This window comes from Sphingomonas trueperi (genome assembly GCF_011927635.1).
GTDB classification, from domain to species: Bacteria; Pseudomonadota; Alphaproteobacteria; order Sphingomonadales; family Sphingomonadaceae; genus Sphingomonas; species Sphingomonas trueperi.
Window position 1 is genome coordinate 106937 of the sequence record NZ_JAATJB010000002.1, and the last position, 17222, is coordinate 124158.

Consider the following 17222-nt stretch of genomic DNA (forward strand, 5'->3'; position numbering starts at 1 on the left):
ATGGTCCCCCGTCTCCGGGACGCTTGCGAGACGCGCCTGCATGCCCACCCAAGTCTTCCTGACGATCGATACCGAGCTGATGTGGCGCCACCACGTCGCCGGGCTCGATCTGGCGGAGATGGCGGCGCGCTCGTTCGAGCCGGCGGGGGTGGGGGTCGGCTGGCAGCTCGAGCGGCTGGCGGCGCATGGGCTGAAGGCCTGCTTCTTCGTCGATCCGATGCCCGCGCTGGTCCATGGCCTGGTGCCGATCGCCGCGGTGGTGCGGGCGATCCGCGCGGCCGGGCAGGAGGTGCAGCTGCACCTCCACCCCAACTGGACCGGGGCGAGCGCGACGGATCGCGCCAAGATGCCGGCGCGGTTCGACCTCGTCGATTACGCCGCCGACGAGCAGCGCGCGCTGCTCCGCCAAGCCCGCGCGCTGCTGATCGAGGCGGGGGCACCGGCGCCGATCGCCTTCCGTGGCGGCAGCTATGCGGCCAACGACGCGACGCTCGCCGCGCTGGCCGAGGCGGGCTTCGCCTATGATTCGAGCCACAACGGCTCCGAACACCCCTGGCCGAGCGCGATCGGCCTGTCGCCGCGGCGGATTGCGCCGGTGCTGCACCAGGGGCTGATCGAAGTGCCGGTGACGCTGATCGATGCGGGCACGCAGCTGCGCCATTTCCAGATCTGCGCGCTCTCGGCCCGCGAAATGCGCGCCGCGCTCGACCATGCGGTGGCGCAGCGCCATGCCGCGGTGACGATCGTCAGCCATGGCTTCGAGCTCGCCAACCGCGCGGGGACGCGGCCCAACGCCGTGCATGTCCGCCGCTTCGAGGCGCTGTGCGGCGTGCTTGCGGCGCGACGCGATGTTCTGCCGACCGCGCACTTCGCCGACCGCCCCGCGCTTGCGCTCGACCAGGACGACGTGCCGCTGGCGCCGAGCACGCTGCGCACCCGGCTGCGGCAGGCCGAACAGCTCTGGTCCAACCTGGTCGAAGAGCGGGCGGGGTGAGCGCGGCGACGATGGTGCCGCTCCGCTTCATGGTCGGCGCGCGCACGCTGACGACGGTCCGGCGGCGGCTGGTGCGGGTGCCGTTGACGCTGGCGGAGGCCCGGGCGGGCGGGCGCCCCACGCTGCCGGCGCTGCCGGTGGATGCGCAGGGCTATCTGGCCACCTCGCTGCCCGAGGCGCAGTCCGCGGCCTTGCTGGGCAACGGGATGCTGGGGTTGGTCCGACAGCGCTACACGCGCTTTTACCTGGACCTGTCGCTGGGGTTCGACGCGTGGTTCGCCGGACTCTCGGCGAACACCCGCCAGGGGCTGAAGCGCAAGGCCAAGCGGCTTGGCGGCGAGGTGCGCTGCTATCGTACGCCGGCGGAGATGGCGCTGTTTCATCCGCTCGCCCGTGCGCTCTCGGCGCGGACCTATCAGGAGCGGCTGCTCGGCGCCGGCCTGCCGGATGATCTGGCCGATCTGCAGCGGCTCGCCGCGGCGGACGCGGTGCGCGCGTGGCTGTTGCTGCTCGAGGGGCGGCCGGTGGCCTATCTCTGCTGCCCGGCCATGGGAGACACGCTGGTCTACGCTCATGTCGGGCACGACCCGCAGTTTGCCGCACTGTCGCCGGGGGCCGTGCTGCAGCTGGCGGCGCTGCGCGACCTGTTCGCGGAAGCGCGGTTCGCCTGGTTCGACTTCACCGAAGGCGAGGGGCAGCACAAGCGCCAGATGGCGAGCGGCGGGGTGGCGTGCGTCGACCTGCTGCTGCTGCGGTGCACGCTGGCGAACCGCGCGCTGATCGCGGCGCTGGCGGGGTTCGACCGCGGCATGGCGCTGGCCAAGCGCGCGGTGCAGCGGCTGGGCGCCGAAGGGGTTGCCAGAAGGTTCCGGCGGGGCTGAGTCCTGCAACGCCCCCTCCCGTTTGCGGGAGGGGAGTCTAGGCGATCAGGCGAGCGGCACGCGATCCACGCGTGCGGCGGAGAGGCCGTAGTAATTGGACACGCGGTCGGCATAGGCCTGGGTGAATTCGGGCGCGTTGCTCGCCCAGCTCGGGCCGCCCTCGAGCACCCGGCGGTCGATCGTGACGACATAGTCGTCGCCGGTGGCGTCATAGGCGATCAGCTCGAAGGGCAGGGGGTAATAGCTCTTGCCCATGCCGAGGAACCCGCCCAGGCTGAGCACCGCATAGAGCGTGCGCCCGCTGCCCTTCTCGACCATGAACGCCTGGACCTGCCCCAGCGAATCGCCGTCACGGCTGCGCACCTTGAGCCCGTCGACGCGGGCGGTGACGAGCAGGCTGTTGGTTTCGGGCGTATCGGACATGGTCGGACTTCCTTCTGGGACGTGCGCCCTTCGGAATGCACGAGGCGGGGATGTCGTTCCGCAGACGGGATGACCCGAGGGTGGTTTTGGGGAGGCAAGCCGTCGGTTGTGGTTGGATTTGGTGCGAAGCGGTCTTTCACCCGCGTCGAGCTATCTCAGATTCCAACCAGTGAATGCGCTTATTCCATCGCTTTGCCATTTTAGTTGAGGGGGCAATACTTTGACGAGAGCGCGAGCGATCAAGCTCCGCGTGAAGCTCTGAGAGGCTGAGCCGCTCCAATTCCTCGTCGCGGTGTGGAACACCTGATTGCTTTCCCATCTATTCAATCTGCCGTCATTCGCGAATGACCTCAACTGGGACGGCAGCTGACAGGAGCTCACGTGTCTCCGGGAAGCCACAAGCCGTGCGCCTGCGCAAGCAGGAGCCCAGGGCGGCTAGGCCAGTGCCTTTGGCCTTTCGCAGGAGCGCGGGTGTTGCCGTCGAATAGGCGGAGACGAGGCGCGGATACCCGGCGCCGGACGTTTTACCGCCGCTTGCCGAACCAGATGACGTGCCGGGGGCCCTTGCCGTTTTGCCGGGCGCGGACGGCGACTTCTTCCACCAGGAACCCGCTGTCGCGCATGCGGCGGGCGAAGGCAGGGTCGGGCGCCGCCGACCACACCGCGAGGATGCCGCCCGGGCGGAGCGCCTGGCGCGCGGAATCGAGGCCGCGCATCGAATAGAGGCTGTCGTTGCCGACGCGGGTCAGCCCGTCGGGGCCGTTGTCGACGTCGAGCAGGATCGCGTCATAGGCATTCTGCCCGTCGGCGATCACCCGGCCGACATCGTCGAACACCAGCTTCACGCGCGGATCGTCCAGACACCCGTTGGTGAGCGCCGCCATCGGGCCGCGCGCCCAGTCGACGATCTTGGGGACCAGCTCGGCGACCGTGACCCTGGCGTTGCCGCCCAGCACCGCCAGTGCGGCGCGCAGCGTGAAGCCCATGCCATAGCCGCCGATCAGCACCCGCGCCTCGCGCTTGCCGAGCCGTTCGAGCGTCATCACCGCCAGCGCTTCTTCCGAACCGCTCATCCGGCTGTTCATCAGCTCGTTGCGTTCGAGCACGATCATGTGATCGTCGCCCCGGCGGAACAGCCGCAGCGGTTCGCCGCCGGGGACGTCGGCGGTGTCGAGCAGTTCGCGGGGGGTCATGCGAGGAAGGCGCCCGGCATCAACCGAGCGCCGCCTTCAGCTTGGCGAAGAAGCCGCTCGACTGCGGGCATTCCTCGCCCGTCTCGGTCTTGCGGAATTCCTCGAGCAGCTCGCGCTGCTTGGCGGTGAGCTTAGTCGGCGTCTCCACTTCCAGCCGCACGACCAGGTCGCCGCGGCCGCGGCCCTGGAGCACCGGCATGCCGGCGCCGCGATGGCGCATCTCGCGGCCGGACTGGGTGCCGGCATGGATCTTGATCACATGCTCCTCGCCGTCGAGGCCCGGGATGCGGATCTCGCCGCCCAGCGACGCGGTGGTGAAGCTGATCGGCGCATTGGCGTACAGCGTCGTGCCCTGCCGCTCGTAGAGCGAATGGCGCGTCACGTGGAGGAAGATGTAGAGATCGCCTGCGGGCGCCCCGCGCGCGCCGGCCTCGCCCTCGCCGGTCAGGCGGATGCGGGTGCCTTCGTCGACGCCGGGCGGAATCTCGATCTTGAGCGTCTTGGTCTTGTCGGTCCGGCCCTCGCCGCGGCAGGTGCGGCAGGGTTCGGCGATCACCTCGCCGGCGCCGTGGCAGGTCGGGCAGGTACGCTCGACCATGAAGAAGCCTTGCTGCGCGCGCACCTTGCCGTGGCCGGCGCAGGTGGTGCAGGTCTTGGCCTTGGTGCCGGGCGTGGCGCCCGAGCCGTTGCAGCTGTCGCAGGGGCCCGAGACGTCGATGGTGATGTCGGTCGAATGGCCGTGGAACGCCTGTTCGAGCGAGATTTCCATGTCGTAGCGCAGGTCCGCGCCGCGCCGCTGGGGCCGGCCGCCGCCGCGCCCGCCGCCCATGAACTCGCCGAACACGCTTTCGAAAATGTCGCTGAACGCGCCGAAATCGCCCTGGCCGCCGCCATGGCCGCCGCCGCCGTTCTGGAAGGCGGCATGGCCGAAGCGGTCATAGGCCGCGCGCTTCTGGGGGTCCTTCAGGCAGTCATAGGCTTCGCTGATCGCCTTGAACTTGGCCTCGGAATCCTTGCACCCGGCATTCTTGTCCGGGTGATACTTCATCGCGAGCTTGCGGTAGGACGACTTGATCGTCGCATCGTCCGCGGTGCGCTCGACTTCGAGCAGTTCGTAATAATCGACTTCGGTGGTCATCCAGCAAGCCCTCTCCCCATCAAGGGACAGGGAGAGAGATCAGGCCGATGCGGGATCGCATCGACCATGCCCGCTCCCCCCGTCCCCGGCCCTCTCCCGATAAGGGAGAGGGAGGGGCGTTCGTTACGCCTTGTTGTCGTCCACTTCCGAGAACTCGGCGTCGACCACTTCCTCAGCCCCGGCTTCGCCGCCGGCCGCGGCACCCGCGTTCGGCGAGGCGTTTTCGGCAGCCTGCTTCTCGTAGATCGCCTGGCCGAGCTTCATCGCCACCTGGGCGAGGTTCTGGGCCTTGGCGGTCATCGCATCGGCATCGCCGCTCTCGATCGCCGACTTGGTCTCGGCGATCGCCGCCTCGATCTCGCCCTTCAGCGCCGCGTCGACCTTGTCGCCATTCTCCTGGAGCTGGCGCTCCGTCGTGTGGACGAGGCTCTCGGCGTTGTTCTTGGCTTCCGCCGCGGCACGCCGCTTCTTGTCCTCTTCGGCGAACTTCTCGGCATCGCGCACCATCTGCTCGATGTCGGCGTCGTTCAGGCCGCCCGAGGCCTGGATGCGGATCTGCTGCTCCTTGCCGGTGCCCTTGTCCTTGGCCGACACGTTGACGATGCCGTTGGCGTCGATGTCGAAGGTGACTTCGATCTGCGGCACGCCGCGCGGCGCCGGCGGGATGCCGACCAGGTCGAACTGGCCGAGCAGCTTGTTGTCGGCCGCCATCTCGCGCTCGCCCTGGAAGACGCGGATCGTCACCGCCTGCTGATTGTCGTCAGCGGTGGAATAGACCTGCGACTTCTTGGTCGGGATCGTGGTGTTGCGGTCGATCATGCGGGTGAACACGCCGCCCAGCGTCTCGATGCCGAGGCTCAGCGGAGTCACGTCGAGCAGCAGCACGTCCTTGACGTCGCCCTGCAGCACGCCGGCCTGGATCGCCGCGCCGATGGCGACGACTTCGTCCGGGTTCACGCCGGTGTGCGGCTCCTTGCCGAAGAAGTCCTTCACGACCTGACGGACCTTGGGCATGCGGGTCATGCCGCCGACGAGCACGACTTCGTCGATCGCATCGGCCTTGACGCCCGCATCGGCCAGCGCCTTGCGGCACGGCTCGAGGGTACGCTGGATCAGGTCGTCGACCAGACGCTCCAGATCGGCGCGGGTGATCGTCTCCACCAGGTGCAGCGGGGTGGTCGCGCCACCTTCCATGCGGGCGGTGATGAAGGGCAGGTTGATCTCGGTCGTCGCAGCCGACGACAGCTCGATCTTCGCCTTCTCGGCCGATTCCTTCAGCCGCTGCAGCGCCAGCTTGTCGGTGCGGAGGTCGAGGCCTTCCTTCTTCTTGAACTGGTCGGCCAGGTAATCGACGATCTTGTTGTCGAAGTCCTCACCGCCGAGGAAGGTATCCCCGTTCGTCGCCTTCACTTCGAACACGCCGTCGCCGATTTCCAGCACGGAGATGTCGAAGGTGCCGCCGCCAAGGTCATAGACCACGATGGTCTTGTTGTTGTCCTTGTCGAGGCCATAGGCGAGCGCGGCCGCGGTCGGCTCGTTGATGATGCGCAGCACTTCGAGGCCCGCGATCTTGCCGGCGTCCTTGGTCGCCTGGCGCTGGGCGTCGTTGAAATAGGCCGGCACGGTGATGACGGCCTGCGTCACGCTCTCGCCGAGGTACGATTCGGCGGTTTCCTTCATCTTCTGCAGGATGAAGGCCGAGATCTGCGACGGGCTGTATTCTTCGCCGCCGGCCTTGACCCAGGCGTCGCCGTTCGAGCCGCGCGCGATCGTGTAGGGCACCAGCTCGGTGTCCTTCTTGGTCACGGGGTCGTCGAAGCGGCGGCCGATCAGGCGCTTCACTGCGAAGATGGTGTTGTCCGGGTTGGTCACCGCCTGGCGCTTGGCCGGCTGGCCGATCAGACGCTCGCCATCCTTGGCGAAGGCGACGATCGACGGCGTGGTGCGTGCGCCTTCGACATTCTCGATGACCTTGGGCTTGCCGCCTTCCATCACCGCAACGCAGCTGTTGGTCGTGCCCAGGTCGATACCGATAACTTTAGCCATGGTCCTCGTTGGCCCCCACAATCGAAACAAAAGGGTTCATAAGCGTTATCCGGATGCCGGCCCCAGAAGAGGCGACCGCCGTCCAGATGTCCGAGGGGGGATATAGGTGCGTCGTGCCTTGCCGCAAGACGCCCGGGTTTCTACAAGATTTCCCAAATCAAAGAGGGAGGATGCCGAATGCGCACTCTGGCGGGACTTGTAGCGGTTCTAGGGCTGGGGGCGTGTTCGCCCCAGGCGGATGGCGTGAAGGTAGACGGCGCCTGGATTCGGCTGCCCGCCGTGGCAGGCCAGCCCGGGGCGGCCTATTTCACGCTGCATGGCGGTCGCGAGGCGGAGACGCTGGTCAGCGTCTCGACTCGCGCGGCGGACAAGGCGGAGATTCACGAGAGCATCAAGGATGCCGCGGGCATGGCGAAGATGACCCAGCTCGCCAGCCTCGACCTGCCGGTCGGCGCCGAGGTGAAGTTCGCGCCGGGCGGCAAGCATGTCATGCTGTTCGGGCTGGTGCCGAACGTCCATGCCGGCGAGAAGGTGCCGCTGACGCTCCACTTCGCCAGCGGGCACGAGGCGACGGTGGTGGCCGATGTCGCCGTGCCGGGTGCCGAGCAGCGGTAGGCTTGAACGCCCTCTCCCCGCCGGGGAGAGGGAGGGCCCCGCCGCCGCAGGCGGTGGGAGGGAGAGGGGCATTGCGAGGCATTGCCTCGCGCGGCAGCTGCGCAGCCGCTCACCCTCTCCAAGCTTCGCTAGGCGCTGAAGCGCCAAGCTCATCTATCCTCCCCCTCGAGGCGGAGGGCAATCGCATATGGCCAAGGACTCCCGTCATCCCGGCGGAAGCCGGGATCCATTGGCGCTGATGCCACGGTTCTTTCCCCCATCGCACAGGGCAATGGATCCCGGCTTCCGCCGGGATGACGATGGTTTTCGATGCACCGATATCCTTCGGGTTCAAATGCGATAGCCCTGCCCTCGAGGGGGAGGATAGATGGCGCTCAGAACGAAAGCCGTGCCCGCCCCAGCACGCGGTTGCCGCTGTGCCGCAGGTCCGCATAGGGCGACGACATTGCGCGATTGGTGTCGATGTCGGTTCCGACATAGTCGACCCCCAGCGTCAGCGGCCCGCTGACATGCTCCACCCCAATCCGCCAATCGGTATAGTCGCCGGTGGGGCGCAGCCGCGCAGCGCGAAGGTCGTCGGTGCTGCCGGTGGTGTGGCCGATCGAGCCGGACACGGTGAACGGCGTCGACGGCACGCCCACCGCGGCGCCTGCATGCAGATAGAGATTGTCTCCGCCGATCGGCCCCTGGTCCGGCGCGTAGGTCGCGCCGCCGTTCAGCTGCAGCGGCCCGAGCGAGAACCTGCCGTCCGCGCCGACCTCGACATAGTCCATGTTGCGCGCTGCGCCCGTGAAGACATGGCCGGTGACGAACCCGCGCAGCTTGAACAGGCCGATGTCGAAGCCGCGACCGGCTTCCAGATCGAACACCGTGTCGGCACCGGCGTGGCGGCGCGATTCGCGCACCATCGCCACGCGCGCCGAAGCGTCGAAGCCGAGGATGCCGGCGGAGAGGTCGCCCGAGGCGCTCAGCTGGTTCTCGCTCCAGCTGAGGCCGCGGCGGCTCTCGTCGGTCGAGAGTTCGACGCCGCCCGAAACCTTGGGCAGCACCTGGGCCTGGGCCGCGAGCGGAAGGGCGAGCGCGGCGCAGGCGGCAACGGCAATGGGGATACGCATCAGGTGTTTACACGTCCTATCTGATCGAGTTCGGCGCGCAGCATCTCGGCATCCTGGCTGGCCAGCGCCTCGACCGCGCCTCGCATGTCCTTGGTGGCGCTGGCAACATCCTTCGCGATCACCGCGCGGTTGGCGGTGCACCAGCCGGGACGGCTGCCGGCCGCGACGCTTTCCTGGCGCAGCGCGCGCTGGAGCGTGCCGGCGCTGTGGCGCGCCTGGCGATCGACCACCAGATCGGCCTCCCAGCGGCAGCGCAACGTCGAGGCGCGGCCGCCGGGGCCTGCGACGCCGAGCTGCTGGTGGCGAACATCGACCCGCATGCGATAGTCGGCATGGACCGGGCCGCTGTCATGGTCGATGCGCACGCTGTGCGCGATTTCGGAAAAGGGGGCGGCGAGCAGCAGCCCCAGAATCAACGGGATCATGGCTCTTCTCCTGCGGTTGCCCCGACTGTTGTCGCCGGTGGCACGGCGTCTTTGCGCGACGCCTTCGCCGGAATGCAAGTTACCAAGTGTTTCCGGGGCCTTGGCCGGCGCCGCTGAAATGCCGACCCTCGGACGGGTTGTGGGGCGGGGCGGGAGGCTTACATCGCGCACAAACCAAGCGGAGAAGCACATGACCGGCACGCGCACCGAAACCGATTCGATCGGCGCGATCGAAGTTCCCGCCGACGCCTATTGGGGCGCACAGACCCAGCGATCGATCCAGAATTTCCCGTTCGGGCCCGAGGAGCGGATGCCGATCGGCATCGTCCATGCCCAGGCGATCGTGAAGCAGGCCGCGGCGCGGGTGAACGTCAAGCACGGGCTCGACCCCAAGATCGCCGAGGTGATCGACCGGGTCGCGCAGGAAGTGATCGACGGCAAGCTCGACGACCAGTTCCCGCTGGTGATCTGGCAGACCGGCAGCGGCACCCAGACCAACATGAACGTCAACGAGGTGATCGCCGGCCGCGCCAACGAGATCCTCACCGGCAAGCGGGGCGGCAAGAGCCCGATCCACCCCAATGATCACGTCAACATGGCGCAGTCGTCCAACGACAGCTTCCCGACCGCGCTGCACATCGCCGCCGCCCGCGCGGTGACGCTCGACCTGTTCCCGGCGCTGGAGCGGCTGCACACGTCGCTCGACCGCAAGGCGAAGGATTGGGACCACATCGTCAAGATCGGCCGCACCCATCTGCAGGACGCGACGCCGCTGACGCTCGGCCAGGAATTCTCCGGCTATGCGGCGATGCTCGCCTCGGCGCGGGCGCGGTTCCAGAGCGTGCTCGAGCTCGACATCTTCAAGCTGGCGCTGGGCGGCACCGCCGTGGGCACCGGGCTCAATTCGCCGCCGGGCTATGCCGAGGACGTGGCGGCGGAGATCGCCAAGATCACCGGGCTGCCCTTCGTCTCGGCACCCAACAAGTTCGAGATGCTGGCGACCAAGGACCAGCTGGTGAACCTGTCGGGGGTCTGCAACACGCTGGCGGTGTCGCTCACCAAGATCGCCAACGACATCCGCCTGCTAGGCTCCGGCCCGCGCTCGGGGCTCGGCGAGCTGGAGCTGCCGGCGAACGAGCCGGGCAGCTCGATCATGCCGGGCAAGGTCAACCCCACGCAGAGCGAGTCGCTGACGATGGTCGCGGCCCAGGTGATCGGCAACCACGCCGCCGTCACCGTCGGCGGCATGCAGGGCCATTTCGAGCTCAACGTGTTCAAGCCCCTGATCGGCGCCAATGTGCTGCGCTCGATCACCCTCATGTCGGTGGGCATGACCAACTTCGCCGAGCGCGCGGTGGACGGCGCGGTGGCGAACGAAGCGCGGATCAGGGAGCTGGTCGATCGCTCGCTGATGCTGGTGACCGCGCTCGCCCCGGCGATCGGGTATGATGCGGCGGCAAAGATCGCCAAGAATGCGCATGAGAAAGGCCTTACCTTGAAGGAATCGGGCCTGGCGCTCGGCCTTGTCGACAGCGCGACCTTCGATAAGTTCGTGAAGCCGGAGACGATGATCGGCCGTTGACCGGCTGCGGCGAGCGGCGGGAACGCAGCCGCCGCAACGCCGTTCTTGCGGGGAAGGAGAAGACGATGATCGGCAAGTTGATTGCAGGCTGGATCGGCAGCAAGATCGACCGGCGCGACGGCGAAGGCGGCGCAGTGGGCGCGGCGGTCGGCGTCGCGACCTGGGAAGTCGCCAAGCGGGTGGTGCCGGCGGCGTTCGTGCTCGGCGCGGGCGCGGTGGGCGCGGCCTATCTCAAGCGCAAGCTCAGCACCGAGCACGGTCCCGATACGGGCCTTGGCGCCTAAGCCGCGAAACGGTGCCCGGGCTTGACGGCCCGGGTGCCGCTACGCCAAAGGCCCGCATGGCCCATACGCACCAGAACGACCCGCATGGATTCCATCGCCGCGGGGTTTTGTTTGTCCTTTCCTCGCCCTCGGGTGCCGGCAAGTCGACCATCGCTCGCAAGCTGCTGGCAGCCGAGCCCGATCTCGCCGTCTCCGTCTCGGTAACCACGCGCGAACCGCGGCCGGGCGAAGTGAACGGGGTCGACTATACGTTCGTCAGCGTCGACCGGTTCCGCGAGATGGTCTCGCAGCACCATTTCATCGAGTGGGCGCACGTTTTCAAGCATCGCTACGGCACGCCCAAGGGCCCGGTCGACGCGGTGCTCGCCACCGGTCGCGACATGCTGTTCGACATCGACTGGCAGGGTGCGCAGCAGCTGCACCAGACGATGGGCGGCGACGTGGTCCGCGTGTTCATCCTGCCGCCGTCGATGGCCGAGCTGCACCGCCGCCTCGAAGGTCGGCAAACCGATTCGCCCGACGTGATTGCCCACCGCATGGCGCGCGCCTCGAACGAGGTGAGCCACTGGGACGGCTATGACTATGTCCTGGTCAACGACGATGCCGACAAGTGCTTCGAGGCGGTCCACACCATCCTCAAGGCCGAGCGCCTGAAGCGCTCGCGCCAGACCGGCCTGATCGGCTTCATCCGCGGCCTGATGAAGCGCGGCGACCCCACCGGGGAATCCTCGGACGTCCTTTGAGGCTTCTCAAAGGAGGCTAAGGAACCGCGCTGCCGCGTCGAAGTCGGCGCGGCGGACGTTGCGGGCGCGGGTGGCTAGTTCGTCCTCGCCCCATTGCTCGGCCTGCCAGTTCTCGTCGAGCTGGGCGGCACGCCATATCGTCTCGCGATCGGCCGCGCCTTCGAGCAGCGCGAGCGCCGCGACCAGCGAGCCGCTGATCGTCACCAGCGGGCTCAGCGCCGCCAGCCGGAACGGGTCGAGCGCGGCGACCACCTCGTTCAGCCGCGCGATCGTCGCGGGCGGTTGCGGGCGGTGCATGATGCCGGCGGTCGTCTCGAAATGCACATCGTAGCGGGTCCGCGCCCAGTCGAGCAGCGGGTCCCATTGCGCGGCCTGGCGCTCGACCAGCGGCTCGGGCAGCTCGGCGCGGTAGCAGAGCAGGTCGCTCTCGCCGTAGCGGGCGAGGTCTGCCGCGAAGGGAGCCGGGTTCGGTGCGATCTGGTCGATCGCTGCATTGGTGAGCCCGGTGAGCGGCATCGCGCGCGGATCGAGTTCCTCGCCGACACTTCGCCATTCCTCCGCCACGGCCTCGGCGAGTTGCGGCGTCGGCAGTATCAGCGGCGCGCGGTCGGGGGTGCGGACGGGGCGCCCATCGAGTTCGATTGCGCCTCCGACGATCGTCACGGTCTTCCAGAAACGTTTCATGCTTCGGGGGGTGTCCTCCAGCGGCGGGCGAGCATCCTAGGGATCGCCGCCATTACCCAGAACGCGGCGAGCATCAGCGCGATGCCCAGCATGGTCTGCTCGGTGGTTGTGGCGCGGCCCAGGATAAGCAGCGCCAGCACGGCGCCGGCGACGCCAACGCAATTCGCGCCCATCATCAGAAAATAGCGGTTGCGCGCAAGGCGATCGGCGTCGATCACAATCTCTCCAGATATGCCGGGATCGCCGACGCATGCTCCACGACCCGCACCGCGCCGGCCGCGTGCAGATCATGGGGAGTGTGGTAGCCCCATGCAACACCCAAGGGATGCGCATTGGCGGCGACCGCCATCGCCATGTCGAAGCTGGTGTCGCCGATCATCACCGTCGTCTCGGGCGCCGCGCCGGCCTCGGCGATCGCGGTCTCGATCATCGACGGGTGCGGCTTGGAGGGGTGGCGGTCGGCGGTCTGTAGCGTGACGAAGCGCTGGCGCAGCCCATGTGCCTCCAGCACGCGGATCAGCCCGCGATCGGACTTGCCGGTGGCGACGCCGAGCAGCCAGCCATTCGCATCCAGCGTCTCGATCGCCTCCAGAATGCCGTCATAGAGCGGCTCATCCTCGATATGGCCCGCGGTACGCAGTGCGAAATAGGCGCGCTTATATTCCTCGGCGAGGTGGCGGTGGAGATCGTCCTCCGCGTCCGGCAGCAGCTGGGCGATCGCCTCGACCAGGCTCAGGCCGACGATGCGACGGATCGCCGCATGCGCCGGGGGCTCGAGCTTCTGGCCGGTGAAGCAATGCTCCATAGCGAGGCAGATGCTCGCCTGGCTGTCGACCAGCGTACCGTCGCAATCGAACAAGGCGAGGCGGTTCATGCGGAGGTGCTCACCAGATCGCGGTCATCCCGGCGGAAGCCGGGATCCATTCGCCACTCGGCAACAGCAAAAGCCGTAACGGCGACCCCAATGGATCCCGGCTTTCGCCGGATGACGAAGGTAGCGGAGGCACGCGCACGCCTACTTCGCCTGTCCCCGGCCCCGCCGTTCGCCGCGGCGTTCCTTGCGGTAGTTCTTGGCGTGGGCCTTGGCCTTTTGCTTGAGCAGTTCCTTGCTCATCGGCGGCGGGCCGTCGTCGATCTCCAGCGCGTTGCCCACCGCCAGGTCGAAGCCCAGCGTGTGCATCGACTCCGCGAAATGGTGCGGCAGCTCGGCGCGGACGTCGATCCGGCCGCCATCGGGATGGTCGATGCGGATGCGGCGTGCGTGCAGATGCATCTTGCGGCTGATGCCGCCGGTGAGAAACGCCTCCTGCAGCCCGTATTTGCCATCGCCGACGATCGGGTGGCCGATCGCCGCCATATGGACGCGCAGCTGGTGGGTGCGGCCGGTGAACGGCTGGAGCTCGACCCAGGCGCAGCGGTTGCCCGCCTGCTCGATTACCCGGTAGCGGGTGCGGGCGGGCTGGCCTTCTTCGGTGTCCACCTGCATCTTCTCGCCGCCGGTGCCCGGCTGCTTGCCGATCGGCAGCTCGATGAAGCCGTCCTCGATCTCCGGCACGCCCATCACCAGCGCCCAGTAGATCTTGCGCGCGGTGCGGCTGGAAAAGCTCTTCGAGAAGAACGCCGCCGCCCGCGCCGAACGCGCGATCAGCAGCGCGCCCGAGGTGTCCTTGTCGAGCCGGTGGACCAGCTTGGGCCGGCCTTCCGCCTCGAACTGCAGCGCATCGAGCAGGCCGTCGACATGCTCGAACGTCTTGGTGCCTCCCTGCGTCGCGAGGCCCGGCGGCTTGTTGAGCACGATCGCCTGCGCATCGCGGTGGATGACCATGGACTGTGCGAGCTCGGTCTGCTCGGCGCTGAGCGGCGGACGGTTCGACTTGGGGCGCAGGGCGGTCGCGGGCTTGGCGGGCTCCGCCGGGGGGACGCGGATCGTCTGGCCTTCGGCGATGCGGTCGCCGGGCTGGGCGCGCGCGCCGTCGACGCGGAGCTGGCCGGTCCGCGCCCAACGCGAGACGATGTTGAAGCTCACGTCCGGCAGGTGCCGCTTGAACCAGCGATCGAGCCGAATGCCGTCATCGTCGAGGCCGACGACGAACTGGCGGACATCGGTCTCGGCGCCGCTCATGCCGTCACCGCCCGGGCCAGCGTCATGCCGATGGCGACCGCGCCGATCGCGCCGATCACCGAGGCGAGGACATAGCCCAGCGCCGTCAGCACGTCGCCGCGCTCGATCATCGCAAAAGTTTCGAGCGAGAAGGAGGAGAAGGTGGTGAAGCCGCCGAGCACGCCGACGCCGAGCAGCAGCCGCGCCTGTTCGGCCTCTTCGCCGAAGCGCAGCAGGCCGGCGCCGAGCAGCCCCATCAGGAAGCCGCCGACGATATTGACGGCGAGGGTCCCCCAGGGGAAGACCGGGCCGAGCAGGGCGACGCCGGCGCGGCCAACGCCGTAGCGGGCCGCGGAGCCGATGGCCCCGCCGAGCATCACGAGAAAAAGATTGGGCATGCCGCGCCCCTAGCGCGAATCGGGGCAAAGGGGAAGTTTCGGGGTGGGCGGCTATCGGTGGGCCCAAAACGGCCGCTGCTGCGGCCGCCAGTCGCAGGCCTAAGTTCACAAAGTTCACGCATATGCGCACTTCGACAAGGGGCAGATCGGGACTTGCGAGCGCGCAAAGTTGCCAAAGTTCACATGCACGCGCGTTCACCTATGCGCGCGAGCAGGTGCACTCGTACCACCAGAGCGAGCGATGCGCGCGTCCGCGAGACGTGCTCTCGCCGTGGACGGGCAGGGGAGAAGCCGGACCTTGTCAAAGAGCGGCGCCGGACTGCGGCTAACATGCGTACATATAGGGAACATTTCCAAAGGGACAAGCGTGTAATTTGAAGGCGGCCGCGCTTGTGCGGCCACCCGCAGATGCCGTTTCGCTCAGGTAATGTTCGGAGTGTCGGAGCGGGCGATCGTTAAGCAGCGCGCGGTACCAGTTACTGGTCGTCACCTTCGCGCTTTCCTGGTCGAACCTAAGAAGGATACCGGTTGGTTGCGGCAGCAATTGGATCATGCGGGGTTTCACGGAACGTACCCCAAGCGACAACCGATCTGGCGGAAGGAGTGTTGGTGTGAGTGCGAGAGATCACTCTGCGGGACGAGAGATCGTCGATTGCGTGGACGAGGGCCTGCATAGCGGCGCGACCGTCCAGCTCTATCTCCGGGCGCGCTCCGAGCCGATCGCTATCGTTCGGATCAACAAGAGCCAGTTTTCCGTCCGCGTCTACACGCAGAGCGGGGAGTTCTTCGATTTCGCGTACAGCGCCATCGAGGGCGCGAAGTACAAACGCCTGCCGACGATGGACCTGTCGGGCGTCTGAAGCGATGGGGTTGAGGCGCACGTCGCGCGGATGACGCGGATGCGGTGAATGGCAGGGATTGGGTGGAGAGCGGTCATTGGCCCGGCGGGATCGGTGCCATTGAAATCAGTCTCTCGACCACGATTTCGCGAGACGTCATTCCCATGTGGCCGAACGATCCGGGACAGAGCGAACGCCGACCCTCAAACGTTACGGCGAACTCTCGCGGCCTCTCCCCCCGCATGGATTCGGTCACAGCCTGCGGCTCATTGTTTACTTTCAACCACGTCATAGCTTTACGCGCTCCACTCGGCGATGAGCCAAAATATGACGCCTCAAGATCCGTGTACCAGAAGCCTGCAATTCGCTCAGTTTTGCTGAACGGAAAACACACTGTGTCGCCGACGTAGTGACCTGTGTTAAGATCGCCTTGATAGCATCTCTCGACAATCAGCTTAATGTTTTGGGCATCAGCGCAATTGGCGAGGCGCGGAACGGAGCCGTGGCAACCTGATAGTGCCATAATTGAAAGCGTCATGAGCCAGCGCATCTGTTGAACGTGCGGGAGATTTCGTTGGTCCGCAACTGGGCGATAGCGGACGAACGGCCTGTCTCTCCCGACGCAGATCGCGATTACACCCGCATGCAAATATCTAAATGCGTTCTACCTTGATAACACACCTCGGTCATCCCACATCCGCCCTCATGCTGAACGCACTTTCGCTGCTGATCGGGCTGGTGGCGCTGCCCTTTGCGCTGGTGGGGATCATCCCGTTCCCCTTCGTGCCGCTGGTCAACTGGATCGCCTTCCCGATCGCGGTTGCCGGCACGGTGGTGGGGATGCTATCGCGCGGGACGGCGGGGCGGAATATCAATCTGCTGATCCTGATCATCAGCGGGGTGCGGCTGATGCTGACCGGCGGGTTCATCTAATCGCTGCCCGCGGCGGGTCGATCTGCTGACCCACACGCCGTCATCCCGGCGGAAGCCGGGATCCATTTGCCTCTATGCACCCGCTCTTGCCGCGACGGCGTGCCAATGGATTCCGGCTTTCGCCGGAATGACGGTTTGATTGGAAGGGCGCGTCCATCCTGACGCGCTTCGATCTTTCTGACGCGCGTCGATCGCGCACAAACAAAAAGGGCCCGGCGAACCGGGCCCCCTTCGTGCAGGCCGTCCGACCTCAGCGGCAGCGGACGTTGCCGCGGTCGACCGAGTTACCGAGCGCTCCGCCCGCCGCTGCGCCGAGCAGCGTGCCGAGCGTCGCATTGCCACCCGAGGACAGCGCGTTGCCCAGCAGGCCGCCGGCGATGCCGCCCACGATCAGGCCGGTCGTGCCGTCGTTGCGACGGCAGTAATAGCGGCCATCGTTACCGCGGTAGATGCGGTCGTTCCGGGTCAGGCGGCGCTCCTGATAATAGCGGCCGTCGCGATAATAGCGGTCGGCATAATAGCGGCGCTCGCCCGCGGGCAGGCGGTTATAGTCGTAGTTGCGATAGCGGCGCCAATCGCGCTGCCACTGGCGGTTGTCGGCGCGCGAAGCCTGACGGATGTCCTGGCGGCAGTCGCGCAGCTCGCGGCGATATTCGCCGCGGCTATCCGCGTGCCGCAGATCGCGGCGGCAATCCTGGCGTGCATCGCGCTCGCGGGGGCCCTGCGCCATGGCGGGCACCGCGGTTACCGTCAGCGCCGCCGCAGCGGCAACGAACAACATGCGCATCGTGACATTTCCTTGTCGTTATCGATGCGTGCCGAACGTGC

Annotated in this window: 20 protein-coding genes; 8 read left to right on the plus strand and 12 right to left on the minus strand. The window is 67.3% G+C overall.

Annotated elements, in window-relative coordinates; genetic code table 11:
* Positions 1 to 40: 40 nt before the first annotated feature.
* Together GGR89_RS03740 and GGR89_RS03745 are read left to right on the plus strand one after the other, a co-directional pair.
* A complete protein-coding gene (locus GGR89_RS03740) occupies positions 41 to 994 on the plus strand; it encodes a polysaccharide deacetylase family protein (protein WP_125974055.1) in 954 nt (317 codons plus the stop codon).
* Positions 991 to 1875: a GNAT family N-acetyltransferase gene (locus tag GGR89_RS03745; RefSeq protein ID WP_241217858.1), complete on the plus strand. Its 885-nt coding sequence runs from the start codon at positions 991 to 993 to the stop codon at positions 1873 to 1875. The genes GGR89_RS03740 and GGR89_RS03745 overlap by 4 nt, the downstream gene beginning before the upstream one ends.
* Before the next feature lie 45 nt (positions 1876 to 1920).
* On the opposite strand, the gene GGR89_RS03750 is transcribed toward GGR89_RS03745, so the two are convergent.
* From GGR89_RS03750 to dnaK, 4 genes are all read right to left on the minus strand, one after another.
* Complete coding sequence (locus tag GGR89_RS03750; protein ID WP_125974053.1) at positions 1921 to 2298, minus strand: PRC-barrel domain-containing protein; 378 nt, start codon at positions 2296 to 2298, stop codon at positions 1921 to 1923.
* Between the two features lie 524 nt (positions 2299 to 2822).
* Positions 2823 to 3491, minus strand: coding sequence for a spermidine synthase (locus GGR89_RS03755; protein ID WP_125974051.1), 669 nt, complete (start codon positions 3489 to 3491; stop codon positions 2823 to 2825).
* A 19-nt stretch (positions 3492 to 3510) separates the two neighbouring features.
* Positions 3511 to 4629 carry a molecular chaperone DnaJ gene (gene dnaJ, locus GGR89_RS03760; protein WP_125974049.1) on the minus strand — a complete coding sequence of 373 codons (1119 nt, stop codon included), beginning with the start codon at positions 4627 to 4629 and terminating at the stop codon, positions 3511 to 3513.
* A 123-nt stretch (positions 4630 to 4752) separates the two neighbouring features.
* Positions 4753 to 6675 carry a molecular chaperone DnaK gene (gene dnaK / locus GGR89_RS03765; RefSeq protein ID WP_125974047.1) on the minus strand — a complete coding sequence of 641 codons (1923 nt, stop codon included), beginning with the start codon at positions 6673 to 6675 and terminating at the stop codon, positions 4753 to 4755.
* Positions 6676 to 6918: 243 nt separating this feature from the next.
* Between dnaK and GGR89_RS03770 the strand changes: the two genes are divergently transcribed.
* Positions 6919 to 7290, plus strand: a complete 372-nt coding sequence (locus GGR89_RS03770) for a copper chaperone PCu(A)C (protein WP_241213495.1) — start codon at positions 6919 to 6921, stop codon at positions 7288 to 7290.
* A 374-nt stretch (positions 7291 to 7664) separates the two neighbouring features.
* On the opposite strand, the gene GGR89_RS03775 is transcribed toward GGR89_RS03770, so the two are convergent.
* Together GGR89_RS03775 and GGR89_RS03780 are read right to left on the minus strand one after the other, a co-directional pair.
* Positions 7665 to 8405 (minus strand): TorF family putative porin, encoded by a 741-nt coding sequence (locus GGR89_RS03775; protein ID WP_125974043.1) that lies wholly within the window; start codon positions 8403 to 8405, stop codon positions 7665 to 7667.
* Complete coding sequence (locus GGR89_RS03780) at positions 8405 to 8830, minus strand: hypothetical protein (protein WP_125974041.1); 426 nt, start codon at positions 8828 to 8830, stop codon at positions 8405 to 8407. The genes GGR89_RS03775 and GGR89_RS03780 overlap by 1 nt, the downstream gene beginning before the upstream one ends.
* 190 nt (positions 8831 to 9020) lie before the next feature.
* Here GGR89_RS03780 and fumC point away from each other — a divergent pair, with 190 nt between their 5' ends.
* The 3 genes from fumC (at position 9021) to gmk (ending at position 11439) form a co-directional block, all read left to right on the plus strand.
* Entirely contained in the window at positions 9021 to 10412 is a 1392-nt protein-coding gene (gene fumC, locus GGR89_RS03785; protein WP_125974039.1) for a class II fumarate hydratase, read from the plus strand.
* A gap of 65 nt (positions 10413 to 10477) precedes the next feature.
* Positions 10478 to 10696 (plus strand): hypothetical protein, encoded by a 219-nt coding sequence (locus GGR89_RS03790; RefSeq protein ID WP_125974037.1) that lies wholly within the window; start codon positions 10478 to 10480, stop codon positions 10694 to 10696.
* A gap of 56 nt (positions 10697 to 10752) precedes the next feature.
* The gene (gene gmk / locus GGR89_RS03795) at positions 10753 to 11439 is read left to right on the plus strand and encodes a guanylate kinase (protein WP_125974035.1); all 687 of its coding nucleotides are present in this window, start codon (positions 10753 to 10755) and stop codon (positions 11437 to 11439) included.
* 6 nt (positions 11440 to 11445) lie between these two features.
* On the opposite strand, the gene GGR89_RS03800 is transcribed toward gmk, so the two are convergent.
* The 5 genes from GGR89_RS03800 to crcB all read right to left on the minus strand — a co-directional run bounded on the left by GGR89_RS03800 (position 11446) and on the right by crcB (position 14622).
* Positions 11446 to 12123: an ATP12 family chaperone protein gene (locus tag GGR89_RS03800; RefSeq protein ID WP_125974033.1), complete on the minus strand. Its 678-nt coding sequence runs from the start codon at positions 12121 to 12123 to the stop codon at positions 11446 to 11448.
* Positions 12120 to 12341 carry a hypothetical protein gene (locus GGR89_RS03805; RefSeq protein ID WP_125974031.1) on the minus strand — a complete coding sequence of 74 codons (222 nt, stop codon included), beginning with the start codon at positions 12339 to 12341 and terminating at the stop codon, positions 12120 to 12122. Before GGR89_RS03805 ends, GGR89_RS03800 begins: the two co-directional genes overlap by 4 nt.
* Entirely contained in the window at positions 12338 to 12997 is a 660-nt protein-coding gene (locus tag GGR89_RS03810) for an HAD-IA family hydrolase (protein WP_125974029.1), read from the minus strand. Before GGR89_RS03810 ends, GGR89_RS03805 begins: the two co-directional genes overlap by 4 nt.
* 141 nt (positions 12998 to 13138) lie before the next feature.
* A complete protein-coding gene (locus GGR89_RS03815; RefSeq protein WP_125974027.1) occupies positions 13139 to 14245 on the minus strand; it encodes an RluA family pseudouridine synthase in 1107 nt (368 codons plus the stop codon).
* Positions 14242 to 14622, minus strand: a complete 381-nt coding sequence (crcB, locus tag GGR89_RS03820) for a fluoride efflux transporter CrcB (protein WP_125974025.1) — start codon at positions 14620 to 14622, stop codon at positions 14242 to 14244. The genes GGR89_RS03815 and crcB overlap by 4 nt, the downstream gene beginning before the upstream one ends.
* Before the next feature lie 611 nt (positions 14623 to 15233).
* On the opposite strand from crcB, the gene GGR89_RS03825 reads away from it, so the two are divergent.
* A complete protein-coding gene (locus GGR89_RS03825) occupies positions 15234 to 15482 on the plus strand; it encodes a hypothetical protein (RefSeq protein ID WP_125974023.1) in 249 nt (82 codons plus the stop codon).
* A gap of 684 nt (positions 15483 to 16166) precedes the next feature.
* Positions 16167 to 16394, plus strand: coding sequence for a hypothetical protein (locus tag GGR89_RS03830; protein ID WP_125974019.1), 228 nt, complete (start codon positions 16167 to 16169; stop codon positions 16392 to 16394).
* 250 nt (positions 16395 to 16644) lie between these two features.
* Here GGR89_RS03830 and GGR89_RS03835 read toward each other — a convergent pair whose 3' ends face one another.
* Entirely contained in the window at positions 16645 to 17181 is a 537-nt protein-coding gene (locus tag GGR89_RS03835; protein ID WP_125974017.1) for a glycine zipper 2TM domain-containing protein, read from the minus strand.
* Positions 17182 to 17222: the final 41 nt, after the last annotated feature.